Annotated in this window: 23 protein-coding genes and 2 pseudogenes; 9 read left to right on the forward strand and 16 right to left on the reverse strand. The window is 37.1% G+C overall.

Going from position 1 to position 24,237, the window contains the following annotated elements; genetic code table 11:
* Positions 1–15: 15 nt before the first annotated feature.
* The 7 genes and pseudogenes from BUC06_RS11995 to BUC06_RS12025 all read right to left on the reverse strand — a co-directional run.
* Positions 16–1,152: a catalase family protein gene (locus BUC06_RS11995; protein WP_073334151.1), complete on the reverse strand. Its 1,137-nt coding sequence runs from the start codon at positions 1,150–1,152 to the stop codon at positions 16–18.
* An 11-nt stretch (positions 1,153–1,163) separates the two neighbouring features.
* Positions 1,164–2,522, reverse strand: a complete 1,359-nt coding sequence (locus BUC06_RS12000; RefSeq protein WP_028122561.1) for a Dyp-type peroxidase — start codon at positions 2,520–2,522, stop codon at positions 1,164–1,166.
* Positions 2,523–2,524: 2 nt separating this feature from the next.
* A complete protein-coding gene (locus BUC06_RS12005; RefSeq protein WP_028122560.1) occupies positions 2,525–3,076 on the reverse strand; it encodes a hypothetical protein in 552 nt (183 codons plus the stop codon).
* Between the two features lie 248 nt (positions 3,077–3,324).
* Complete coding sequence (locus BUC06_RS12010; RefSeq protein ID WP_073334153.1) at positions 3,325–4,719, reverse strand: UvrD-helicase domain-containing protein; 1,395 nt, start codon at positions 4,717–4,719, stop codon at positions 3,325–3,327.
* A gap of 306 nt (positions 4,720–5,025) precedes the next feature.
* Positions 5,026–5,268 carry a DNA polymerase ligase N-terminal domain-containing protein gene (locus BUC06_RS12015; RefSeq protein ID WP_034981618.1) on the reverse strand — a complete coding sequence of 81 codons (243 nt, stop codon included), beginning with the start codon at positions 5,266–5,268 and terminating at the stop codon, positions 5,026–5,028.
* A gap of 95 nt (positions 5,269–5,363) precedes the next feature.
* Positions 5,364–5,552: a DUF3606 domain-containing protein gene (locus BUC06_RS12020; protein ID WP_028123103.1), complete on the reverse strand. Its 189-nt coding sequence runs from the start codon at positions 5,550–5,552 to the stop codon at positions 5,364–5,366.
* A 261-nt stretch (positions 5,553–5,813) separates the two neighbouring features.
* Positions 5,814–6,260 (reverse strand): annotated as a pseudogene (locus tag BUC06_RS12025) (site-specific integrase); the annotation flags it as partial.
* Between the two features lie 77 nt (positions 6,261–6,337).
* Between BUC06_RS12025 and BUC06_RS12030 the strand changes: the two are divergent.
* The 3 genes from BUC06_RS12030 (at position 6,338) to BUC06_RS12040 (ending at position 9,941) form a co-directional block, all read left to right on the forward strand.
* Positions 6,338–7,219, forward strand: a complete 882-nt coding sequence (locus BUC06_RS12030; RefSeq protein WP_073334154.1) for an IS982 family transposase — start codon at positions 6,338–6,340, stop codon at positions 7,217–7,219.
* 99 nt (positions 7,220–7,318) lie between these two features.
* Entirely contained in the window at positions 7,319–8,662 is a 1,344-nt protein-coding gene (nhaA, locus tag BUC06_RS12035) for a Na+/H+ antiporter NhaA (RefSeq protein ID WP_073334156.1), read from the forward strand.
* Entirely contained in the window at positions 8,655–9,941 is a 1,287-nt protein-coding gene (locus BUC06_RS12040; RefSeq protein ID WP_073334158.1) for a DUF389 domain-containing protein, read from the forward strand. Before nhaA ends, BUC06_RS12040 begins: the two co-directional genes overlap by 8 nt.
* Positions 9,942–10,002: 61 nt before the next feature.
* On the opposite strand, the pseudogene BUC06_RS24360 reads toward BUC06_RS12040, so the two are convergent.
* Positions 10,003–10,269: pseudogene (locus BUC06_RS24360) on the reverse strand (dihydrodipicolinate reductase C-terminal domain-containing protein); the annotation flags it as partial.
* Between the two features lie 148 nt (positions 10,270–10,417).
* A complete protein-coding gene (locus BUC06_RS24365; protein ID WP_317041433.1) occupies positions 10,418–10,666 on the reverse strand; it encodes a hypothetical protein in 249 nt (82 codons plus the stop codon).
* Between the two features lie 329 nt (positions 10,667–10,995).
* Between BUC06_RS24365 and BUC06_RS12050 the strand changes: the two genes are divergently transcribed.
* From BUC06_RS12050 to BUC06_RS12055, 4 genes are all read left to right on the forward strand, one after another.
* Complete coding sequence (locus BUC06_RS12050) at positions 10,996–12,336, forward strand: chloride channel protein (protein WP_228423709.1); 1,341 nt, start codon at positions 10,996–10,998, stop codon at positions 12,334–12,336.
* A 53-nt stretch (positions 12,337–12,389) separates the two neighbouring features.
* Positions 12,390–12,842: a CBS domain-containing protein gene (locus tag BUC06_RS24145; RefSeq protein ID WP_228423711.1), complete on the forward strand. Its 453-nt coding sequence runs from the start codon at positions 12,390–12,392 to the stop codon at positions 12,840–12,842.
* Between the two features lie 86 nt (positions 12,843–12,928).
* Positions 12,929–13,072 carry a hypothetical protein gene (locus tag BUC06_RS23835; RefSeq protein WP_155845857.1) on the forward strand — a complete coding sequence of 48 codons (144 nt, stop codon included), beginning with the start codon at positions 12,929–12,931 and terminating at the stop codon, positions 13,070–13,072.
* On the forward strand, positions 13,065–13,439 hold the full coding sequence (locus BUC06_RS12055) for a hypothetical protein (RefSeq protein ID WP_034980092.1): 375 nt from the start codon (positions 13,065–13,067) through the stop codon (positions 13,437–13,439). Before BUC06_RS23835 ends, BUC06_RS12055 begins: the two co-directional genes overlap by 8 nt.
* A 106-nt stretch (positions 13,440–13,545) precedes the next feature.
* On the opposite strand, the gene BUC06_RS12060 is transcribed toward BUC06_RS12055, so the two are convergent.
* The 6 genes from BUC06_RS12060 to msrB all read right to left on the reverse strand — a co-directional run bounded on the left by BUC06_RS12060 (position 13,546) and on the right by msrB (position 21,300).
* Positions 13,546–14,772, reverse strand: a complete 1,227-nt coding sequence (locus tag BUC06_RS12060; RefSeq protein ID WP_073334159.1) for a cation:proton antiporter — start codon at positions 14,770–14,772, stop codon at positions 13,546–13,548.
* A gap of 1,062 nt (positions 14,773–15,834) precedes the next feature.
* Positions 15,835–17,853 (reverse strand): BCCT family transporter, encoded by a 2,019-nt coding sequence (locus BUC06_RS12070; RefSeq protein ID WP_073334161.1) that lies wholly within the window; start codon positions 17,851–17,853, stop codon positions 15,835–15,837.
* 650 nt (positions 17,854–18,503) lie between these two features.
* Positions 18,504–19,319, reverse strand: coding sequence for a ferritin-like domain-containing protein (locus BUC06_RS12075; protein WP_073334162.1), 816 nt, complete (start codon positions 19,317–19,319; stop codon positions 18,504–18,506).
* 25 nt (positions 19,320–19,344) lie between these two features.
* Positions 19,345–20,058, reverse strand: coding sequence for a ferritin-like domain-containing protein (locus BUC06_RS12080; protein ID WP_073334164.1), 714 nt, complete (start codon positions 20,056–20,058; stop codon positions 19,345–19,347).
* Positions 20,059–20,142: 84 nt separating this feature from the next.
* Positions 20,143–20,712 carry a fasciclin domain-containing protein gene (locus tag BUC06_RS12085; protein ID WP_083564059.1) on the reverse strand — a complete coding sequence of 190 codons (570 nt, stop codon included), beginning with the start codon at positions 20,710–20,712 and terminating at the stop codon, positions 20,143–20,145.
* Positions 20,713–20,826: 114 nt separating this feature from the next.
* Complete coding sequence (gene msrB, locus BUC06_RS12090) at positions 20,827–21,300, reverse strand: peptide-methionine (R)-S-oxide reductase MsrB (RefSeq protein ID WP_228423715.1); 474 nt, start codon at positions 21,298–21,300, stop codon at positions 20,827–20,829.
* Positions 21,301–21,489: 189 nt separating this feature from the next.
* Here msrB and BUC06_RS12095 point away from each other — a divergent pair, with 189 nt between their 5' ends.
* Complete coding sequence (locus BUC06_RS12095) at positions 21,490–22,008, forward strand: RNA polymerase sigma factor (protein ID WP_073334172.1); 519 nt, start codon at positions 21,490–21,492, stop codon at positions 22,006–22,008.
* A gap of 1 nt (position 22,009) precedes the next feature.
* Positions 22,010–22,819 carry an anti-sigma factor gene (locus BUC06_RS12100; protein ID WP_073334174.1) on the forward strand — a complete coding sequence of 270 codons (810 nt, stop codon included), beginning with the start codon at positions 22,010–22,012 and terminating at the stop codon, positions 22,817–22,819.
* Positions 22,820–22,961: 142 nt separating this feature from the next.
* On the opposite strand, the gene BUC06_RS12105 is transcribed toward BUC06_RS12100, so the two are convergent.
* Positions 22,962–23,909 (reverse strand): beta-1,6-N-acetylglucosaminyltransferase, encoded by a 948-nt coding sequence (locus BUC06_RS12105; RefSeq protein WP_073334176.1) that lies wholly within the window; start codon positions 23,907–23,909, stop codon positions 22,962–22,964.
* Positions 23,910–24,237: the final 328 nt, after the last annotated feature.

Raw genomic sequence — 24,237 nt, forward strand, 5'->3', positions numbered from 1 at the left:
CTTATTTATAATATTTTACAATTTATAAAACTCCGGATTGAATGCTTCCTCCAAGTTCTTTGGTTCTTGACGTTTTTTGTGGTTCAGCTCGTGTCTTGAGGTTGAAGATGTTACATACGCTGACTGTCGTGAACGCTGTAAATTTCCAATCGGTGAATTCTCTTCGATGGTTCTAAACGGTGTAAAAGACAGATTTTCCATAATTTCAAAATTACCATCCTCAGGAACCGATTGTTTTGGTATTGTGATTTTTGCCACCGTACGGAATGGTGATAATTCCTGCGACCATTTTTTTGTAAGGTCATTCACAGGCATTTCTTTCAGGTCTTTGCAAAGTTGTATTTGCAACTCAAATGTAAGTTCTTTTTGAGCTATTTCTTTGATAATTCCTTTTCTGTACGGCCATTCTGCGCTGTCTAGATCAATATCTTTTTCCGTGATGGCGTTCTTGGTCTGCTCAGTTGGGATCACTCTTACTTTGGCGATATAATCACCGTGGCGTACCGCTCCCATACTGTAAAATTCGTAAAGAAAACTGTTGATGGAAGGGATTTTTTCAAAAGTTTTAAGAGCGCCCAATTCCTTCAAAGCCTCAAAATTTGGAAATGCTTTTTTATTTTCGGTGACCCAAAGTGTGGCAAATTCCAATTTTCCCAAGGCTCCCTTTTCAAAGAAATCATTTAGCTTTAAAAAAAGCTTTGAAATGAAAACATAATGTTCTGCCGAGTTACAGAAAAACACGGGATTATTAATCAGGTTAAAATCAACATTGGGAGAATCTTCCTCTCCGGGAGATAATTTTTTGCCATCTATCCCAAAAATCTTTAAAGCAAATCCTTGTGCATTACCGCTTAGTTTATCGGGCAAAACTCTGGACGAACCATTGGAAAAGCGAACTGCTGCCTGGTGTGTTCCGGGTTTCGCATAAATGCCCTGCGCCAGTTCTTTGGGCAGATTATCCAAAATTTCAACCTCTGCTTTCAGCACTGCATAGCCATTGGCGTGCGCATCTCTTGTATGATGGGTCGCCCTGCTTAGGTTTGGCGTATTTTTGATGTATTCGCGGATATCGTTATTAATGGTGGTAATATACTCATCGAAATTTTCTGGAATTTCTTCCACTTCGTAACTGTACTTGATGTATTCTTCCATAGTGCTTTTTTTTATTTTAATTCGCTAATCCATTTTAAAGCAGAAATGCTTGGGATAAAACAATATTCGCCGCCTTTCACGATGTTGTAGGTCTGCAAACCACGGTATCTTTTGATGAGGGGTTCTCCCGGTGCAGAAAACAGTGCGTCTTCGTCCTGTACACCGATCATAGGATCTTTTTCTGTTCCCAGATTTTGGGCGTTACCATCGTTTGCCCATTGTTTTTGAAGAAATTCCAGTGTTCCCATTGCATCAGCACTAATGCCAATAAAGTACTGTCCACGTTCCTTACCGTCATTTTTGGTTACCTCCGGCGGAACAATGTCGCCAAAAGTTACACTTTTTCTGATAATCCTGTGCAAACGTTCATCCTCCAAAACAAAAGATTTGGAATCTCTTGGGTTCATCCTGCGGATATGCGAACTGAACGGACACTTTTTACCGTACTCATCATTCTTGAAAGAAAAATCATTGTTTTTTTGCATATCATCTCCTAGCGATTTATCATCCTTTTCGGGAGCTAAAACCAAAGGTGCACCACTTCGCCAGCGACCTACCATTTTAGCAGCCAAGAGCTCTCCCTCTTCCGGCGAAGAAGAATTTTCTTTAACGAACTGATTAAATTCCGCCACTTGGCTCTGGTACTTTCTGAAAACCATAAAAGAACCGTTCTTCCCTAAAACTTCAGGCTGTGGAAACGGCTTTATGGTGCCGGCTTCTCCAGGATAGCCCAGTATAAATTCGCCTGCTTTAAGCGGGCGGTCAAATCCAGCCGGAACTTCTATCCCACTGCCTTCAATTTCCGGGTTGCTAATACCGTCTCTGAATCCGAACACATTTTTAACCTCTTCAGATACGCTGAAATTGTGACTCAAGATTACTTCTATGCCTCTATTATCAGCCAATTTAGACCGAAATTCCTCCAGCTTGCTTTTCCACGCCTCTTCATTGTTGGCGATAATCGCCGCAGCGATGTGAATATGCGACCTTTTAAAAACCCTTTCCCAGTTTTTGGGGTCATTGACACCAATGTCATATAGAAAACGGGAGCGGTCTGCCATTCCTTCCTTGAAGGATTCGGGGAAAGTCTCAAGCGACTCTTTAGGCACGCCGATTTTTTCCAGACCTTTATAAGTGAACGTCAACGTAACCGATGCCCCTTCATTCTTATGCCAGTCTTCCGCAGAACTCACAATCGGCAAGAGTTTTTGGAGCATTTGTCTGGCTGCCACAGCATCTTTGATTTCAATGATTGCCACCGTTCCGAAATACGGAATAGGGCGGCTTCTGAGAATTAAGGCCTGTATTTCGTTCAGCTCAATTTCTACTTTATTGGGATTGAATATCCGCTTTAAAAATTCCAATGCCATACTTAGATTTTATTTGCTTCGTCAATCGCCCTATTAAGTCCGGTAATGATTTTATCATTTCTCCTCACATCATTTACAGTAAGATGCGGAACACCAACATACCAGCCGGTCGCGGTAATCTGATGGTCTAGAATGAACTGTTTTACACTCGGGTCTTTTATGCCCGGCCAGCCTTCCACATTACCGAAAATGATGTCCATCAGCTGCGGAATTTTTGTGGCGAAATCATCAATATAAGCATCCCAGTCGCCATCATAAGCCGTGCAGAAAAGAATCTTGGTATCGTTATCAAATAAAACGATACGCAGGTCGTGCAGTGTTCCTACTTTGGTTGCCCCTTTCAGGTTTCCGCCTGCAATTTCCATTATGGTCCTGAGGTTTTCTGCACCTCCCGGTTTAAGGTCTGCCATCGCCGTTAACTCAGATACACGCCCAGAGCGTAACCCTTTTTTGCCGGCAGATGTAGTGGAATGGTCGTAACCATCATCAATACCTTCACTGAAATTCGCCTTTGCCAATTCGGCAGTCAATTTGATTTTGTCTATGAAACCCATAATTCAGATTTTTGATTAATTATTCACATTGTTTTTTGAGATAAAAACAATAATTTTCAAGAGTGTACTACAAATGTAAAGCCACAGGCAGCCTTAAAAATATACCAAAATTCGTATATTATGTACTAAAACTCCCTAATCCCACCTATTTGCTTTAAAAGCTTCAATTGATAAAAGGAAATATCTTATCTTTAATCTTGTTGTAATTTTGAGAGAATAAAACCTATTTAACTATAAAAAATCAATCTTTATAATTGAGATTTCTCAATATTATTTATACTGTTGATTATTTCTTCAATATCAGAGTTATTTACACTAAAAATTGTATCAAATATGTGTTTTACTGAACTTAAACCTTTAGTTAAATTAGCAGTTAATTCAAGCTCTTTAAAACTTGTTATCAATGAGTTAATTTTATAAGTTAATTCTTTTTCTGTAAATACTATGTTATTTTCTAAAGAATGAGAATCAAAATTTCTTTTGATTATTCTTAAGTTTATAATTGAAGGTGAAAATAAAAATTTGCTTAAAGAACGTATAAGTCCAAAAGAGGAAGTATTCATATTTTTATGAGGTAAAGACCCAAGACCAACCACGTGATACTTTTGACGAAGTGACTTACTTATGAAATAAGCATCTCTCCAACTCGTTGTTAATATAGCAATATCGGATAATTCAGCTTTACCATCACTTATAAGCTTGGCTATGGTATTAGCTATGTAATCATTATTATTGTCATTTTTGGTTTCACAAATTACTATATCAAAATTAAAGTCTTTGTACTTTGAATCATTCTGTAATTCAATATGATCTTTAAAAAGAATTGAGTATCCTTTAACTATATTTGTAGTAGAACGATATGTTGTATCTAAATTTTCTATTTCTGCTTGAAAATCATATGATGCTCTACTGAATGCATTATCAATAGCTCCAGCAAAGGCATATATTTTTTGTTTTTCATCTCCAACCATAAAAAATGTACAATCTTCAGATTCATTTCGAATAGCCTTTAAAATTTCGTATTGAAATATATTTGTATCCTGAAACTCATCAATCGATATTTCGTAAAATTTATTTGCTATAGATTGTGCAACAAAATCATTTTCAGAAACAATCTTATGTGATTTGAATAAAATTTCATTGAAATCTATTGCCTTTTTATCTCTTAAGAAATTGAAATATAATTCAGAAATATATATCCACGATTCAATGTTATCAGTATTTGAACAATCTAAATCACCATTTAAAAGTCTTTTTATTTTACTTAGTTCATCAAGTGGATTATCTCCTAACTCAATATCGGAGTTTATTTCTATAAATTCTTTCAGCTCATCATATGAAATTATTCTTGGCTTATGCCATTTGTAAATCCAAGAAAAGGGTCTTAATATAAATTCAAGGCAAAATCTATGAATTGTACCAATAAATATATCTTTATCATCGGTATTTAATCTACTAGCAATTTCATCTGCGGCAGCATTTGTATAAGTTATAAGAGCTAAAGACTTATGTTTAGGAATAGACTCAAGTTTTTTTTGTGCTCTAGCAATTAGAGTTTTTGTTTTACCTGTTCCTGGAGAGGCGCTTACTATTGTATTTCCAGAGATTTCAAATGCTGCTTTCTTCTGCCTACTATTTAGCATTTATAGAAATTTTTTTACAATTTGCAATGTGTGTAATAGCATTTTTAATATAGCCTGGCACAATGAATTCCCCATAAATTAGCGCCCCTCCCTCAATTAAAATACTTAGTTCTTGAGCAAACCTTCCCTTTTTTATAGTATTGTCAATTCTTTTAATTAACTCAGACTCCCAAAGTTCAGGATTTTCCCTTGTTTTTTCAATTAAATTATCATAAGATTTTGAATGTCCTAAGTTTTTAAAGCATTCTTTTAAATATTCTGTATTGATATCAGATGAAGGAAATAAATCAATTTCTAATGTTTTTTTTAACCATACGGATGATCTTCTACCATCATCGCAAGTCTTTTGATATTCGGATCCAGTGAAGGCCCTTTCGGTACCGCCCAGCTTTTCAGGACGCCATCCATTTCCAGACGAAAATCATAATGCAAATGTGAAGCATCGTGTTTCTGAACGACAAATCTCAATTCTTTTCCTGACGGAACACCGCCGAAGGGTTCAGGTGTTTTGTCTTCTGATCTTTTTTTATGATATTTTGATAAGCTCATATTAATTTCTTTAACAAAAAAAATCTCCCTGACAATGCCAGAAAGATCAGATCATTAAAAAGCTTTCTGCTGTTTGCTGTTTGCTTTTTAAATTATTATTTATGCTTATCTTTTAAATAAGCTTCAAGTGTCTTGCGGTCATTAGACCCCGTTGCCCGGATTGCTCCGGTTACTGCCTGTGAGCTTACGCCCAGTTTATCTTTGAAATATTGAATTTCATAATTTTCAGAACCACTGACCTGGCTGCGGTCACGCTGGTCTTTTTTTGATTTATTGTCTGCCATAATGTGATTTTGATGAAAAGAAACAAATAAAATGCCAGTGTAATGACATCAATAGCCACAAAGCGAAGATTACATGTTGATTGTAGAATAAAAGTTTCAAAAGAAGAACCAATATTCATTTACAGAGCCTTATCCACAGGAATACGAAATTGGCTGCCTAGAAATAAGTTTTTGTACAAAAGTCACATCACATAATTCCATATTCTCAGTGATTTTCAAATAATTAATAAAAATAAGAATCCTTCAGTCAACCCAAATAACCTAACAACTTATTGCAATTTTCTTTTTATCAATAAATTTCTGTTTCAATTCCATCATATCCTCACTGACTTTTTCATCAAGTATTTTGGCATAATGCTGTGTTGTCTTAATACTCTTATGACCTAGCATTTTACTCACACTTTCAATTGAAACCCCGTTAGATAAAGTGATCGTTGTTGCAAAAGTATGGCGTGCAATATGATAGGTCAATTCTTTGTTAATTCCGCACAGGTCAGCAATCTCTTTAAGATATGCATTCATTTTTTGATTACTAAGAATAGGCAGCAACTTTCCAGTATTAAGACATACAGGGTGATTTCTATACTTTTCAATAATTTTCTCTGTTTGAGAAAGCAAGGGAATATTAGAAGTATTTTTAGTTTTCTGACGTTTGGTATAGATCCATTGAGAACCATCAAGTCCTAAATTGATATTTTGGTATGTTAACCCGTAGTGCATTATAAAAAAGGTTACTCATAATACGAAAATTTTGTATATTGTATTGACTATCAATCTAATACGTTATGAATAACCTAGATGCAATTTACGATTTTATTTTAAAGGAATTAAGAAAATTAACCATCAAAGAAAATTTTTATTTCAAACCAATTAAACCAAAATTATCTGATTTAGAGCTCATTGCAATAAATATTTCTGCGGAATATTTATCGATAGATTCAGAATATCAGTTGTTTAGATACCTCTCTAATTCAAAACTAAAGGGAATGATTGAGAGAAGTGTGTTTAATCGCAGAAAAAGAAAGCTTTTCTTACACTTGGAAAATATTAGAAAACTTATGGTTGCTAAATTTAATGAGATGGAAACCACTTTTATTGTAGATTCGATGCCTTTAGAAATCTGTAAAAACGCAAGAGCGAACCGCTCTAAAATTTGTAAGGAAAATGAATTTTCGTTTCCCAGCAAAGGTTATTGCGCTTCTCAATCGAGTTATTATTATGGTTACAAATTACATGCTGTTTGTTCTGTTTCCGGAGTTTTCCAAAGTTTTGATATTTCTACAGCAAGCATTCATGATATTCATTTTTTGCAAGATATCAAGCATCAAATGAACAATTGTACGTTGATTGGAGACAGGGGTTATTTATCCACCCAAGTGCAAACAGATTTGTTCAATTATGCGAATATAAAGCTGGATACACCCATGAGAAACAACCAAAAAAATTATCAAAAACAAAAATATATTTTCAGAAAATCCAGAAAAAGAATTGAGACTTTATTCTCTCAACTTTGCGACCAATTTAAAATCAGAAACAATTACGCAAAATCTTTTAACGGTTTTAAAAAAAGGGTATTGAGCAAAATAACAGCATTAACTTTCATTCAGTTTGTAAATGTTTTTGTTTTCAGTAGAAAAATGAATAGACTTAAAATTGAATTAATTTAATAATGCACTACGAGTTAGTATATTAAAAATAACTTTGCAATGTTCCCCTATTTTTATCTTTAGTATTCATAAATTTGCAGTTATCTATAACAATTAACTATGATCAAAAGTTACCCCACAAAGCCGATCGACAAGATCACACAGCCCGTTCAGCGATTTATCCAGCAGGAAAAGTCCGGAGGATTACTTTTAGGGATCAGTGTGATCATTGCTTTGATTTTGGCCAATTCACCATTATCCGATGGCTACCATCATTTTCTGGAGCAGACCTTTGGATTTCAATGGAATGGGGAAAGTTTTTTCGATTTTACCGTCCATCACTGGATCAATGACGGATTGATGTCTGTTTTCTTTTTCGTGGTGGGGCTTGAGCTTAAACGGGAGATCATCGGTGGTGAGCTTTCCAATCCGCGGAAAGCCATGCTTCCCATTGTTGCGGCAGTTGGGGGAATGGTCATGCCGGCATTGATATTCCTACTGCTCAATCCTTCCGGAGAAATGCATAAGGGATGGGGCATCCCTATGGCCACAGATATTGCTTTTGCTTTGGGCGTGCTTTTTCTATTGGGAAAAAAGATCCCACTCTCCTTGAAGGTATTTTTAACTGCCTTGGCAATCGTAGATGATCTGGGAGCAGTCCTGGTAATCGCATTTTTTTATACATCGAACATTGAAATGACCTACTTGCTGATAGGACTTGGCATTCTTGCAGTGATGTACCTGGGGAATAAGCTTGGCGTCAGATCGATCTTTTTTTTCGCATTCCTTGGTATCTGCGGTGTATGGACATGCTTTGTAATTTCAGGCGTTCACGCCACGATCGCTGCTGTTCTGGCGGCTTTTACCATTCCGGCAGATGTGAAGATCAAGGAAAATCTGTTCATTGCCAAGATCAGCAGCTATCTGGAAAGGTTTAAAAATTTAGACCCTACTGAAAATACACCTACATTGACCAACGACCAGCTGCATGTCCTGGAAAAGATCAATGAGGCGACAAATGCCGCCACTCCTCCCCTTCAGATATTGGAACACGCAATGCATCCCGTTGTAACTTTCGTTATCATCCCGATCTTTGCAATAGCCAATGCCGGGGTATCGTTTAATATTGACCTTAACAGTTTATTTGACACCAATATCGCATTGGGTGTAGCATTGGGCTTGTTGGTCGGAAAGGTCTTAGGTGTTGTCGGCTTCACTGCTGTTTTTATTAAACTAAAAATTGCCCAATTACCTGAGGGAATGAATATCCGTAATCTGCTCGGACTTGGTTTTCTGGCATCCATTGGATTTACAATGTCCCTGTTTGTGACCTCCCTTGCCTTTAGCCACGAAGAATACCAGACACAGGCAAAGATCGGCATATTTGCAGCCTCATTGATCGGAGGAATCATAGGCTATATCATTCTTAACAAAGATTCTAAACCAACTCAAACCGATGAATAATATCTTTAATTTTATTAATCTTCACAATGGTGAGGAGAAAAAGGATAAAGTACTGGAAAATGTGACGTCCAACATCTCGTTCAGAGGTTCCAATCTCTGGATATTAGCTTGTGCTATCATCATTGCATCCGTTGGGCTTAACGTCAATTCTACTGCGGTCATTATTGGGGCCATGCTTATTTCTCCATTGATGGGTCCTATTGTAGGAGCAGGATTTGCGCTTGGAACCTATAACTTTCCTCTGCTCAAGAAATCTTTTAAGAACCTTCTTATCGCAACGGTAGTGAGTTTATTGGTTTCAGGATTCTACTTTTACATAAGTCCCTTCAAGGATGTACAGTCAGAACTTTTGGCAAGGACTGCACCTAACATCTACGATGTTCTCATCGCATTTTTTGGTGGTCTGGTCGGGGTCATTGCGATAACCAGGGTAGAAAAGGGAAATCCTATTCCGGGCGTAGCGATCGCCACTGCATTGATGCCTCCTTTGTGCACCGCCGGATTTGGTCTGGCAACTTTTAATTTCTCCTATTTTCTGGGTGCCTTTTACCTTTATACGATCAACTGCTTTTTCATATGCATTGCGACTTTTCTTGTTGTGAAATATCTGCATTATCCCTCCTCTATTGTTGACAGCAAATATGAAAAAAGGATCAGGTACAGCATATCTTTCTTAATATTGGTAATGATCGTTCCCAGTTCATATCTGGCCTACAATCTGTACAATGAAAAGAAATTCACGAAGACCGCAGAAATTTTTCTTCAGAAAGAATTTGAAAAAAATGGATACACATTGATCTACAAAAAGATAAACTACAACGCCAATCCCAAGACCATCGACGTTGCATTCCTAAATAAAAAATTCACTGCCGAAGAGATCAAGTCTTACAACAAGATGCTTTCTGATAACGGGCTTGCAAACACAAAGATAAACCTCAGGCAAAACAATTCCGATCTGAAATCAGAGATACTGAGTGAGATCAACAAAAACAACACTACCTTATCGGAGAAGGACATAGCATTATCCAGCCTGCGGTCAGAACTGGATAATTATAAAGTGTCAGACTCCACATTAGGCAAAGAGATACAGATCCTATATCCGGATATGTCCGGCGTTTCTTACGGAAAGATAGCCCAATATCCCGAAACGGACAGTGCAAGGCTCCAATTTGTGATGATCTACTCTGGAAAAAAAGTGAATGAATTACAGCTTAAAAGCTGGCTTGAAAAAAGACTGAATGAGAAAAATGTCAAACTTTTAAACAATTCTGAAAACTAGATTGAAATATACTTCAAAAATGCCATTCCAATTTTGGAATGGCATTTTCCACAGATATATTTTAAGATAACATATCTGGAGTCTGAGCGAAAAAGTAAGGTCGCAGGATGTCTTCAAAATTGTACATTCCCTTCAGTTTGTTTTTAAGGTTCTCAGCGACAAACAATGCACCGCTTCCGAAAGCCTCTCGTGATATTGACTCGTGGACAAGACGAATGGTCTGGTAAGGAAATCCAAATATGACCTCGTGTTTTCCAACGATACCGCCAGCCCTGACAGAGTTGATGCTTTCTGTCTCTATATCCAAAGTTTCCGCAATTTTCACTACTGTTCCCGAAACACCGGATTTTGCCTTAAAATGTTCTTAAACCACTTCTATATTAACACCGGCGCTATATTTTTTAAGAGCAATGCCGCAAACAAAAAGTAGTTGACGCCCAGCGTAATATAAGGCGACCAAAAAACCACAGTGTCCCTTACAAGTTCTTCAGAACTCTGATGTCATTTTCTCTGTAATGCGAAATGGCTGAGATGATCTTGATCTTTTTACGGGCTGCGACCTTGCCATAAAGATGAATGCTTTCTTCGTTGGAAAAATCAATAATAAAGTCTACTGGATGATCCTCAAGTAATGTTTCAATGTCCGTGCTGCTTTGAGAATAGATCAATGCGTCATCCGGTGAAGATATTCCAAGAATATCTTTTGCAGAAAGCTTATTAAGCATATCAGTTTTCTTCAGAACCCATTCAAGTGAAAATCCTTGTGCTGAAGAATGACATTTGCTACCGCTTTACCTGCCTTCCCAAATCCTAATAATCCTATCTTCATAATTACAATTTTTTATATTTTTTAATTGATGATTTCGAATAATTGATCGTAGTAAGATACAAAAAAAATGAAAGATCGTTTTCTACCATACTTTTAGGATACAGATCTTATTGATTTTACTGAGATAGAGATGCCTATCCCATAAGCTTTTGGTATATTTGCAATAACCCTAAAAATTGCGCATTCTAATCAAGATCCTAGCGCTAATAAAAGCGATCCAAATAAGTGAATATCAACAATAAAAAAAGATATATAAGTTTTCTCAGGTTCAAGAGAGACTTCCAAAAATATGGACTTGAAAAGGCCCGCAGCTATGAATTGATCCTCCATTGGCTCAACAACAGGCTCAGCCGCAGCCAGTTTTTACTTCTCTCCGGAATCCTAGTGGGCTGTACAGCAGGTCTGGCTGGTGTTCTGCTGAAAACAATAGTACACAATATCCATTTCTTTATCACGAACAAGGTTCATTTTGAATATCAGATCCTGTTCTATATCATTTTTCCTTTTTTGGGAATCGTATTGACAACCAGCATCGTGTTGACGATATTCAAAGGACAGGACAGAAAAGGGATAGGCGCCATATTGTATGAGATCGCTCAGAATTCGAGTATCGTCTCTTCCGTGAAGACCTATTCCCAAATTGTCCAAAGTGCAATAACCGTAGGTCTCGGAGGATCTGCCGGTTTAGAAAGCCCTATCGCTGTGACTGGTGCGGCCATTGGTTCCAATTACGCGCAGACATACCGCCTGAATTACAAGGAACGAACACTACTTTTGGCAGCCGGAGCCACATCTGGTGTTGCCTCTGCTTTCAACGCTCCTATCGCAGGGGTCATGTTTGCCTTTGAAATCCTACTGACAGGCGTGGTCTTTACGGATTTTATCCCGCTGGTAGTTGCTGCGGTATGTGGTAGCCTCTTATCCAGAATTCTGCTTCAGGAAGATATACTTTTTAGGTTCCATACCAGAGAAGCATTTGATTACAGGAATCTACCCTACTATCTTATATTAGGTATTGTCACAGGACTGTATGCAAGATATTTTTTAATGGTTTCCCAAAAGGTAGAGCATTTTATCAAAGGTCTGAAAATGTCCAGATTGCGGAAGGCAATGCTGGGCGGTGCCATCCTATCGTTACTCTGCGTGCTTTTTCCGCCACTGTTCGGAGAAGGTTACGATACCGTGAAAGCTTTTACCAATGGTAATACCAACTCGATCATCGAAAACAGTCTCTTTAGATATTTTGACATCAAAGAATGGACGATCATTGTATTTCTAATTTGTGTATGCCTGTTAAAGGCTTTTGCAACATCTTTCACCATTTTCAGCGGCGGAAACGGAGGTAATTTTGCACCATCACTTTTTGCAGGAGGAACCGTCGGATTTTTATTTGCCGTAATCTGCCAGCAGATCGGCTTTAAGGACGTTCCTGTATCAAACTTAGTTCTGGTAGGAATGGCCGGTGCGATGAGCGGTGTTCTTTACGCCCCGCTAACTGCCATATTTCTAATTGCTGAGTCCAGTTTTGGATACGACCTTTTTATACCTTTGATGATCGTTCAGTGATCTCTTACCTCATTGCAAAATGGTTTTCACCGATATCCCCAGAACTAAAATCTTTGGCCGACCAGGGTAAGATTTTCACGAATCAGCATGACGAGAATCTTCTTTTCTCACTCCATACAGAAGATTTCATTGATAGATACTCCCAAACCATTAATGAAAATGCTTCAATAGAAGAATTGTCTGATCTAGTTAAGAACGGGAACAAGAATTTTTTCGCAGTTATCGATGATCATAAAAAGTTAAGAGGTATTCTAACGTTAGATGATATCAGACCTTATTTTTTCAATGATGAAAATGATTTGACCCTTACGATAACAAAAATAATGAGAGCCCCGGCAGCATTCATCCATCCCGACGATAAGCCGAGAGAGATACTCCAGATCTTTGACAACACTGGTACGTGGAGCTTGCCTGTCGTCGATCAGCAGAATATCTTCCTTGGGTTTATTTCGAAATCATCGATTTTAATGAGTTACAGGCAGTTGCTGAAAGGATATTCCAATTAAACATTACTATCAAAAGGATCTAAAATTATGTACCTATTAATAGACAAGTGGAGTAGGAATGAATTTTGTTATGATTGAGAAAAAAAATGGAAGGAAAGCAATTATTTAATTACGAAGACAGCGAAAATAAAGATAATTCAGCTGAAGACAAACAAAAACCTGATGTCAATATTTTTCTAAAAGTCATTCAAATTATATTGAGCATCATCTTAGGCGCAATGCATGTCTAAAGAATTAAATATTTCATATTGGTTTATTGGAGGGCTTATCATTTGGGGAATTATCGCATTTTTGAGAAGGAATGGAATACTCATACCTCTAATCAATGATCATTTGACTGATCTATACAGTGTCCCTATGTTCAGTTATACGATAATGAAAATCATGAAGCTCACCTATTATCCGGATTGGAGACCGGATCTGAAGTTTTTGCTGGGAGCTGCACTTAATCTGACCATTGTATTTGAAATTATATGTCCGTTACTATCAGCAAGATATACAGCTGATTTTATAGATATTATCTGCTACTTTTCAGGTGCGCTAATATATCATTTAGTATTACAGAGAATTTATTATGTAGATTCAAAATCATTATAATTGAATTCAAGGCCATCAATACGCTAAGGATACGTTACTGCGGTCAGGAACAATATATTTTCTTAAAATGTGAGGTTTTTTTCTGTAGACCCCTGTATTACTGATCCTATGCTTCTCTTTTAAGATATTCCATGACACGCGTCGCCGTAAGGCCATGAATCAAAATTGAAAAGAGAATCGTTAAAGAAACAGCAGCCCACAATTCATCCTGATGTTCAAAATTATATTTGCTGAAAGCAAATGCAAGATAGAATATCGAACCCATCCCACGGATGCCAAAAAATCCGATCGCCAGCCTTTCTTTGTTTTTCATTTTTGAGGAACTCAATGCCAGCCATCCAAAGACAGGTCTTACTATTAGCAGGAAAGTTACCGAAAACACAACCATTTTCAAAGTTATGGGTTCTAGAATACCCATTGCTAATGCTCCTCCGAAAATAATCAGTAGCAGGCAGACTAGCAGCCTTTCTATCTGATCGGTGAAAGAATGAAGTGTATCGTGATACTGGTGATCTTTCTCAAAATGCCTTAGTGTGATTGCACAGATAAAAACTGCAATAAATCCATAACCATGAACAATTTCTGTTATACCATACACTAGTAAAGTAGCAGCAACTGCCACCAGACCATCTCTGGTTCGTAGGATCTCATATTTTTTGGACACTCTGAATAACAAAATGCCAAAACCTTTGCCTGATAGAAATCCGATCACAATACCGGCAACTATTCGGTAGATAACATCAAGAGCAAACCACTCTAAAAAGCTGCTTTCTTTGCCTGTGAACATAAGACCAATAGTAATGGCAAGCCAGGTAAATGGGAAAGCGACTCCGTCATTGAGTCCAGCCTCTGACGTGAGCGCAAATTTGGTCTCTGATTTCATTCCCTCATTTGGAGGTCCCACCTGTACATCCGATGCGAGGACAGGATCCGTCGGAGCAAGAACAGCACCAAGAAGTACTGCTGAAGCAAGACCGAAACCTAAAAAATAATAGCCCATTACCGCTGCTGCACCAATACACAATAACATGGTAAAACTTACAAGTTTCAACGGGGATGACCAGGTTTTAAAAGAAAATTTCCGGTCGATCTTGATCCCAGTACCCATAAGCGAAATAATAACAATCAACTCGGTTAAATGAAGCGTCAGATTTTCATTTTTTTGAGGCATTGGGTTTGGCAGAAGATCGGGAGCCAGTAGATAAAGTGCAAACCCTGTTGCTACATAAAAAATAGAGTACGAGATGCCAGTTTTTTTTGAAATTTTGGGCATCCATGTCACACTGAAAATGGCAGCGCCGAGTATTACTAAAATAATCAGATATTGATCCATAGAGAACGTAAATTTATTATTGCTAAAAGTATTTTTTGAATTGCTGTAATATTCAGTACGTTTAGGCGAAGCTGTAATACTCAAGCGGCTTGAGGTGAAATATCAAATATCCCGCCACGGCTTCTTATGGTGAAATACACCCAACAGATGCCGAACTTTTCTAGCTCGATTTACGAAAATTGACAAATATTTTTTATTGTTGTACAATATGTTTCCATGTTGTTTTACAACTGTCTTTCCATGAAGCCTCGAAATCGTCACTATATAATAATCTTGATGGAATTAAACTATAATTTATTCTTTTCGTCTGTCTCCGGCTTTTAATAAACAAAAATGGAGTACCTGCTGGTTTATAGATTGAATCGTCCATTTTAATATTATTAATATTTTGGCCTATGAATACTAGTGTATCCTTAGTTTTTGATTTAATTTTGATATGAGTTAAGAGATCATTAGACCTAACAGAAACTTTTTTTAAAACGATTCCGTCGAAGCCAGCCTTTATATCTTGTATAATAAATTTATCATTATTTACTCCACTATCTATGTAGAAAATAAAAATTATAACTACAAAAAAAATTGCTAGAATAGAAAAAATTGTAGTTCTCATCTTAAAATATTTATTGCCATGCGCTAATAGTTGAACAGAATAATTTCGTATCTAAGTCTGTTCAAAATCCTATACCAGTAGAAGGAGTCACCCAGGTTAGAGGACTTTTCTGTCCTTTCCATAATTCTCTTACTCCACTTTGATCACACGAAGAGTCGCTGCCTCAAAAAATTCCAACACCGATAGATACTCCAGAAGATTTTCCTGCTTAGTCTTTTGCATTGAGTGCACCAAAGTCTGATTATCAAAATACTCTTAATAGAACTTACTAATACCAATTTTGTCCACCATTATATCTTTTGACTCATTGGAAGATTTAATAAATAGAAAATGCTATACAGTTAGAAAATCTCATCATCATTAATTAAAATTATCTATCCGGAATTAAGATATTTGTCTTTTTTAAGTGTACCGAAATCCATTTGCTTGAAACTTGGACTAAATTATTAAGTCTATAGAGAATTATTATCACTGCTTATAAACATTTCGTTTGACTCTTCAGCTACTATCTTAAGGAACCGGTCATAGTGTTTTAGCACATCGCTGATTAACTCATTTTTGGTAAAGTACTGGACATCGTATCCTTCCCGTGAATCCCCAAAATAGGTTTTAGGGAAATACGTAACATTGCTATCCAGGTCTGGTAGGTTGTCATCATCCACCATGTATTCGGAAACGATTCTTTTCTGCCCCATCACGCCATAGATAAAATTATTGACCACATCGTGATGGATCTCTAAATGGATCTTTAAATCGTCCGGTAAGTAATTGATCTCAACGGCAATTCCATTTAATAAAAATTCTTCCTTTAATTCTGTGAAAGCAGGCAAGACCTGATCGTCCATAAACGTTTTCACGGATTCTTTCGTTTTGAAAGAAACAATTTTTTTTAGCCGTTCTTTCCAGAATTCGCCTGACCAAGGTACTGTAGAAACCGAAAGTCCTTTTTCATAGTATCGGTAATCTATCACTAGTGCTTTCATCAATGAGACAACAAATAAAATCATAATGACTGCAAACGGCAGCGCAGTGATAAGTGTCATCGTCTGCAATGCTTGAAGCCCGCCTGCATTAAGTAGCATAAGGGCTAATGTTGCCAGAAGTATTCCCCAGAATACCATTTGGATTTTAGGTGACTTACTTGAATTTTTAGAGGATATACTGTCCATTACCAACATTCCTGAATCTGCTGAAGTAACGAAAAAGATGATTATTATTGCAAGAACGATAAAACTTAAAACTTTAGAAAGTGGCAAATATTCTAAAAACCTGAACATCAAAGCATCCGGATCAGAAACCAAGGCACTCAGTGCACCATTCGCCACGTTGAAGTCAAACCAGATCGCACTGTTTCCAAATACCGACATCCAGATAAAATTGAATAATGTGGGAATGATCAAAACAGCGGCAATGAATTCACGGATACTCCTTCCTTTAGAAATTTTAGCAATGAATAGTCCGACAAAAGGTGACCAGGAAATCCACCATGCCCAATAAAGAATGGTCCAGTTATAAAACCAAGGGAGTGTTTTCTGCTCATAAACGTGGGTGTTGAAAGTAAGGTCAAAAAAGTTATTGATGTAATTACCCAGGCCATAGGTGAAACTTCCAATCAGATAAACGGTCGGTCCTAAAAACAGGACAAATAAAAGCAGGATAATCACGATAACAACATTGATATTACTTAAGATCTTAACGCCCTTATTCACTCCTGATGTTGCTGAAAAAACTGCGATTGAAACCAGAACTACTACAATTAATATCTGATAGACAAAACCCGTATCCGGCAAAATTTTCATCGTTTCCAAACCGGAGTTGATTTGTACAACTCCAAAACCCAATGTTGTTGTAATACCGAAAAAGGTACTGCATAAAGCAAAGATATCAATCACATCGCCCCATTTGCCTTTGATCCTGTCTTTTAACAAGGGATACAGACAGCTTCGGAGCGACAAAGGAAGCCGGTAACGATAGGTAAAATATGCTAAACAGAGACCTACGAGACCATAAATTGCCCACGCATGAATCCCCCAATGGAAGAATGTGTAAAGTTGTGCATTTTTTGCCCTGCTGATAATATGACTTTCCGAAAAAGCATCTGTAGAATAATGCTGCATAGGTTCTGCTACGCTAAAATACATGAGACCTATTCCCATACCAGCGGCAAAAAGCATGGAGATCCAGGAAAAGAAAGAATGTTCAGGTTTGCTGTCATTGCTGCCCAATCTGATCTTTCCGTATTTGCTAAACATCAGAAATACGAGAAATATCACAAATATGGTTACGCACCATACATAGACCCAGTTGAAATTTACAAAAATAAAATTCTTTATCACATCCAAAACAGCCTTGATCTCTACAGGAAATAATACTGAGAAAATACATATCCCCACTATAAAAATTAAACTGGGTACAGTGACCCCTTTATCGAATGTAAATCTGATTTTTGATGTGGGTTTGGATGAATTCATTACGAAGAGAAATTATGAGTGTAATTTCCAATATACAGCTTTTAAAATAGTAAAACCTTAAGCACATTCTGTAAGACTCCTAGGTATTCTAACAGATTTTTATGCTATTGTTCTACTATTTTTTACTCTTCATAAAGATTTACAACAGTCAAAGTGTAGCAGATTATTTTTTCGGCAGTAGTAAATACCAGGACTATAATATAACTTTTTCTTTTGCCTACAACAGAAAAAAATGATATACAGAGTTTATAAATTTGGTCCTGATAATTTTGAAATTCTTTCTAAATCTTCCACTAAATATTTCGATAACTCTTCGGTTATGGGTACTAAAATCCTCTGAAATCAATGATTTCAGAGGATTTTTTATTAATTTAATATAATCTATCAAAAGATTCATTCTTCAAAACATCATCTTCCACCATTCTTCTTATGCTTAAAATGAATTGGTCTGTACCGAAAAGTTCAGGCATACATTATTATTCACAGGATTCAACATACCCCATATTCCCATAGAAATCTTATATACTTCAATGACAAAACTTTTTGAAAAGTCAAAAATACAGCCCCTTCAATCAGTAGATTTTAAACAAAAATCCTATCCCCAGAAAGTTTCTAAGGATAGGACTCACACCTAAATAATAAAAATTATGTCAGACAATAAACAGACCTGCAATAGTCTGTGCTTCGCTTGTTGTAAGGATTTCATCATAAGCTGCAGATCCCGCCGCCGCTCCGAAAGCATTAGCAGTATTGAATCCTGCCTGATTTGTGTTATCTTCTCCTGCGTACACAGCATTGGTAGCAGTAGGCATATTTCCACCATTAGCCAATTCTATCCAGCCTTTATTCGCTCTCATTCTTCTCACCTGTGAAGCGTGTCTTGCTTCTACAGAGTGGATCTGAAGGGCGGCTTGTAATACTGCTTTATTAGACATTACATTTCCTGCCTGTCCTTTGTAGGCACGAACCCCTGTATCTTCAAATGCCTGTGCCAGAACCAAAAATTGATTGTAGTCTGTAAAAGGCATAAAACTACCTCCAGCGGTAAAATCAAAAGTAGGCTTTGGTTTTGGCGCTTCCCCTAAGGAAGTCAGTGTATTTCTCAGGAATCCTACGTGTGCGGATTCATGTTTTGAGATCTGCATAAAAATAGGTCGGTCTGAATTGGGAATCAATCCTGCTGCTGCCAGACCTATTGCGTAATATTCATTTTCAAGATATTCCAGAACCAATGCCAACTGCAAAGCGTCCGTTAAAGCACTTTTAAAAAAAGTTGCAGAGGCTGCGGTATCTAAAGTTTCTGCTTTAGCAGGCGTTGACATTAATGCTCCCAATCCTAAAGGGATCGATGCTACTGCTGCTTTTTTACCAAATGTAGAAATATTGGTAATCGTTTCTAATCTTGTAGCTTCCGTTGTAAAGAATTTATCATTAGAAAGCTTATCTAGTAATTTAAGAATGTTCATAATTGTAGATTTTGAAAATGAATAATTAGCTGATTCCTCTTTCTTTCCATGTGAAAGGAGTTTTGATAAATCCTCCCGCAACCATGACAATATCTTTAGGCTCTTTGGCAAGATCTAATCCATTGGCATCTATGACATCATCTCCTGAAAAATCAGTAGATCCGGGATTAATGATATTTCTGATTGCTGAAGCGTGTCTTGCTTCCACAGAAACTATTTTCCCGGCAATCACTAAATAAGCCGCATTGGTAATGTATTTTCCCGCACCGTTATACGCTGCTACTCCTGTATCTTCCAAAGCCTTGGCCGTTGCAAGAACAGAATTTCTGTCGTTAAAATTCACATTGGGATACTTGAATTCAAGGGTAGGTAAAATATTGGTTGTTGCCCCGGTGATCGCTGCTTTAAAAAAGTCACGGTGAATAACTTCGTGATGATAAAGGTCTGTAAAAAGATCTCTTTCAACACTTGAAATTCCGGAGTAAAAATTATTAACTACTTTGGTATAAAAATCAGCTTCAAGCTGTTCCAATGCATACGCGTAATTCAGAACGCCTACATCTCCGGTTCCCAGATCGAAAACGGGACCGTTGTCTGTCATTCCGAAATCATTATCATCATCGCAACCGATCAGCGTAAGTCCTGCCATAGCCAGTCCTATACCGCCCAGTTTCAAGAAATTTCTTCTGCCTGTATCCAGAGTTGCTCCCTGGTTAGAAACATTAATAGTTTTTTTCATAATATTATTGGTTTGAGTGTTATATATTTCTCAAAAGAGTAGAAAAAACAGCATAATAACTATGCTGTTTTGAAAACTAAAACATTACGGCATCAACACCGTATCGATTACATGAATCACACCATTTGACTGATTTACATCAGCTATCGTCACTTTTGCACTATTTCCTTTTGCATCCTGTATATAAAGATCTTTTCCTTTGGTCCAGAAAGTCAATCCTTCCCCTTCTACCGTTTTCATCATGCTTTTTCCGTTTCCGGCTTTTACTGCAGCCCAGATATCTTTCGCACTGTATTTTCCTGCAAGAACATGATACGTTAAAATTTTAGTAAGCATTTCTTTGTTTTCAGGTTTTACAAGGGTTTCCACTGTTCCTTTCGGAAGTTTTGCAAAGGCCGCATCGGTAGGTGCCAGCACGGTGAAAGGTCCTGCTCCCTGCAGCGTTTCTACCAGACCTGCTGCCTTTACTGCTGCCACCAAAGTCTTGTGATCTTTGGAATTCACAGCATTTTCAATAATATTTTTAGATGGATACATCGGCGCACCGCCCACCATTACTGTTTTTTCTTTCATCGTTTGTGCAGTTACCTTCCCACTGAAAGCGAATGATAAAGCCACCATTCCGAATACTGCGATTTTTGAGGTTGTGTTCATTTTATTTATTTTTTAAGTTAATGAGTAATTTATTTGTGTTCTTAGAGTCATTTACGAGGTTGGTTTTGTTTTGGATTTAAAAAAATGGTTTATTATTAAAAAAATTAAAAATTATTATTTCTTTTTGGAATTGGGAACGAAATCAAGACATACGGAATTCATACAGAACCTTTTCCCGGTAGGCTTTGGACCGTCATCAAAAACATGTCCTAAGTGAGAATCACATCTTCCACACAAAACTTCACTTCTTACCATATTATATGAAGTATCCTTTCTGTATTTAACGCTATTCTTGGTAAGCGGTTGATAAAAAGAAGGCCATCCGCATGTTGTCGCAAATTTTGAAGTCGAAATAAACAGTGGATTTCCGCAAACCGCACAGAAATAAGTTCCTTTTTCATCAAATTCATCATACTTACCTGTAAAAGCTGTTTCTGTTGCTCCTTCTCTGGCTACCTCATAGAGTTCAGGCTTGAGAATCTTCTTCCATTCCGCATTGCTCACTTTCAAAGGGGTGGTTACCGTACGGGAGTAATAGGGATTTTTTGCTTTAAAACTGCCAGACTGTGCCCAACTTTTTCCAGCCATGGTAACCAGAAAAAAAGTAAAAGCTGTTTTTATGAGTAATCTTTTCATATCTGTTGATTTCTATGATTATTTAAAATCATTTACGATGTAAAATATTTTTCGGATGTTGTTTGTAGTATATATTTTATTTTATTACATTTGGAATGAAAATCATACGCTATTAAAACAACCTATTCGGAAGAAGAGCTTATCGTTTTACTACAAGAAAAAAACGAATCAGGCTTTCACTATTTATACGACCACTATGCAGGAGCACTGTATGGGGTGGTTCTCCGAATCGTTCAGTCAAAAGAGTATACTGAAGAAATCATTCAGGATGTTTTTGTAAAGATCTGGAATGCGATTAGTCAGTATGATTCTTCAAAAGGCAAATTCTACACCTGGATGATCAATATTGCACGAAATACGGCAATAGATTATTTAAAATCAAAAGGTTTCCAAAACGAACTTAAAAACCAACCGCTTCCAGATTTCGTATATAACTCTGCAGAACTTTCAACGACAAACAATTCATCCGACTTTATTGGATTTAGGAATGTGCTTAAAGGTCTGGAGGTTGATAAACAAGAACTTATCGACTTAGCTTATTACCAGGGATATACTCAGAACGAAATATCTGAAAAGTTGAAGATACCCCTTGGGACGGTGAAAACCAAAATGCGGAATGCGCTGATGAAATTAAAGGATTTGCTAAAAGATTATCAATAAATTGAACACTAAAGAATACATATCATCCGGAATCATAGAATCTTATGTTCTAGGTCTTGCTTCTCCCGAGGAGGCAGGGATTTTGGAGTGTGTGATGAAAAACAATGCTGAAGTATATGCTGCTTTTGAAGAAGCACAAAAAACTTTGGAAGATTTGGCGACCAGTCAAGCCGTGACACCACCAGTAGATTTAAAATCAAAAATCTGGAGTAAGATCCAGCAGGAGCAGCATACTGAAGAAGTAAAACCTGCGGTGATTACAGAGATTCCTGTTGAAAGGAATCAGCAAGAGATCAAAATTCAGGAAAAGAGCAACTGGAAAAACTATGCAGTAGCTGCTTCCGTATTATTTCTGATCAGTGCTGCCGGAAATCTCTTCTGGATGAACGATCAGTCCAAAACTAAAGCAGAGATTGCTAAAATACAGAGTGAGAAAAGTAATCAGGATCTTGCCATGCAAAAAATGAATCAGAAACTGGACATGCTTTCCAATCCTGACATGCAGATGGTGATGCTGAAAGGGGTAGAAAAACATACCGATTCAAAAGCAATGGTATTCTGGGATAAAAAGACAAAGGAAGTTTATCTGAATGCTGAAAGCCTGCCAAAGGCTCCTGAAGGTATGCAATATCAGCTCTGGGCGATCGCAGACGGAAAACCTGTAAGTGCCGGAATGTATACCGAAGAAAAAGACAGTAAAACCCCTCTGGCTAATATTCCTAAAGCACAGGCATTTGCCATAACTCTTGAAAAACAGGGCGGCAGTGTAGCTCCTACAATGGAGAATATGTATGTCATGGGTGCTATCTGAGACTGACTTACCTCAGCTTTATTTTCTCAACAGTTTAGATGTTTTCTACATCCTGAAAAAATTTAAATAATTTTTAAATAATTATATTGATTTAAGCCGTTCATTTACAATGAATGGCTTATTTTATGACTAAAAATGAAATTTAGTTATCCTGCCGTCTGTCTATTTTCAGTTCCCGTTCCACTTCGTCTATTTCCGGCAGAGGTGAATCATAGCTTTCCTCGATGTATTTCAGAAGCTCCGGATCCGTTTTTTCATTTATTTTTCTGATAAAAAGATGGTTGGTCGCTTTTAAAAAAAGAATAAGATCTTCCGCAGTCTGCTTTTTTCCAAATATCGGTTTTTCAATGACTGCTCTTTTGTCATCATTCACAATAAGATCATTGAAAGAAGTATTCATAAGAACAGTCTGAAAAAAAGATTCTGCCGGCAGTAAAGTGTGAAGATAATAGTCTTCAAAATTCATTACCTTTTTATTATTCGCCAGAAAGGCACAGGTATCTCTGGTAAAAATAACCCACTTCCCTCCAATATAAGGCGTGACGTCTTTCATAAATTCTCTCTTATACATAAAAGATGAAATCTTATAAGACAGCTCGGTAAAATGATTTTGTATTCTCTGAAGAGTATCAGGACGGTAAAACTTCTGATCATAATAGAAAAGATAATTCCTCCCTTTATTCACCGTAAGAAACTGACGGATCACATTTTGAGACTTAAGAGGTGAATCTTCCCCACTCAGATTAACAAAATAATCCCATTCCTGACTGACATTAAGCAAAAACTCCATGGCATCAAGTTCGGCCTGAATCATACTGAATCCACCGGAAACAATGTTGATGCTTTCGAGAATATAAACGTTCGGAAACCGGACCAGATACATCTGGATTTCATCCGTAATCTCCTCTTTGGCTTTCCTGTCAATGTGGACGAGATAAAACTGATCCCTGGTATAGATCTTCTGAAACATGGTTTTGAATACTTCCGGTTTATGATGGACCATAATAAAGTAGGCAATTCTCACATGCTGATCGGAGTGGGACTCTAAAGTTTGTGATTGGGGGCTGGTAGAAGGAGCGGAAGTCTGCATAACAACGGATTTAAAATCATCCGCTTTGGGCAAACAATTCTGTTAACGTGCGGAAGCTACGAATAAATTTTTGACAATCAATCATTTAAAGCAATTATTATTCGATTTCTTTATCGTATTTTTGCAATGCATTTATAAAAACAGGTCTCTGCCTTTTGCTATTCTGTAATAGTTTAAAATTCATTTTTCTCTTTCAGTTTTGCTTTTTCAGCTGCCCAATTAAAACTTATTTTTTAAATAATTTTTAATACTGCTTCCTTGGTTTTCAGGTTAAAAAAAGCAGTTATAAAATTCAGGACGGTACGGATGATCAAACTCCTGCTTCTAC

It is taken from the genome of Chryseobacterium carnipullorum (genome assembly GCF_900142785.1).
Classification (GTDB): domain Bacteria; phylum Bacteroidota; class Bacteroidia; order Flavobacteriales; family Weeksellaceae; genus Chryseobacterium; species Chryseobacterium carnipullorum.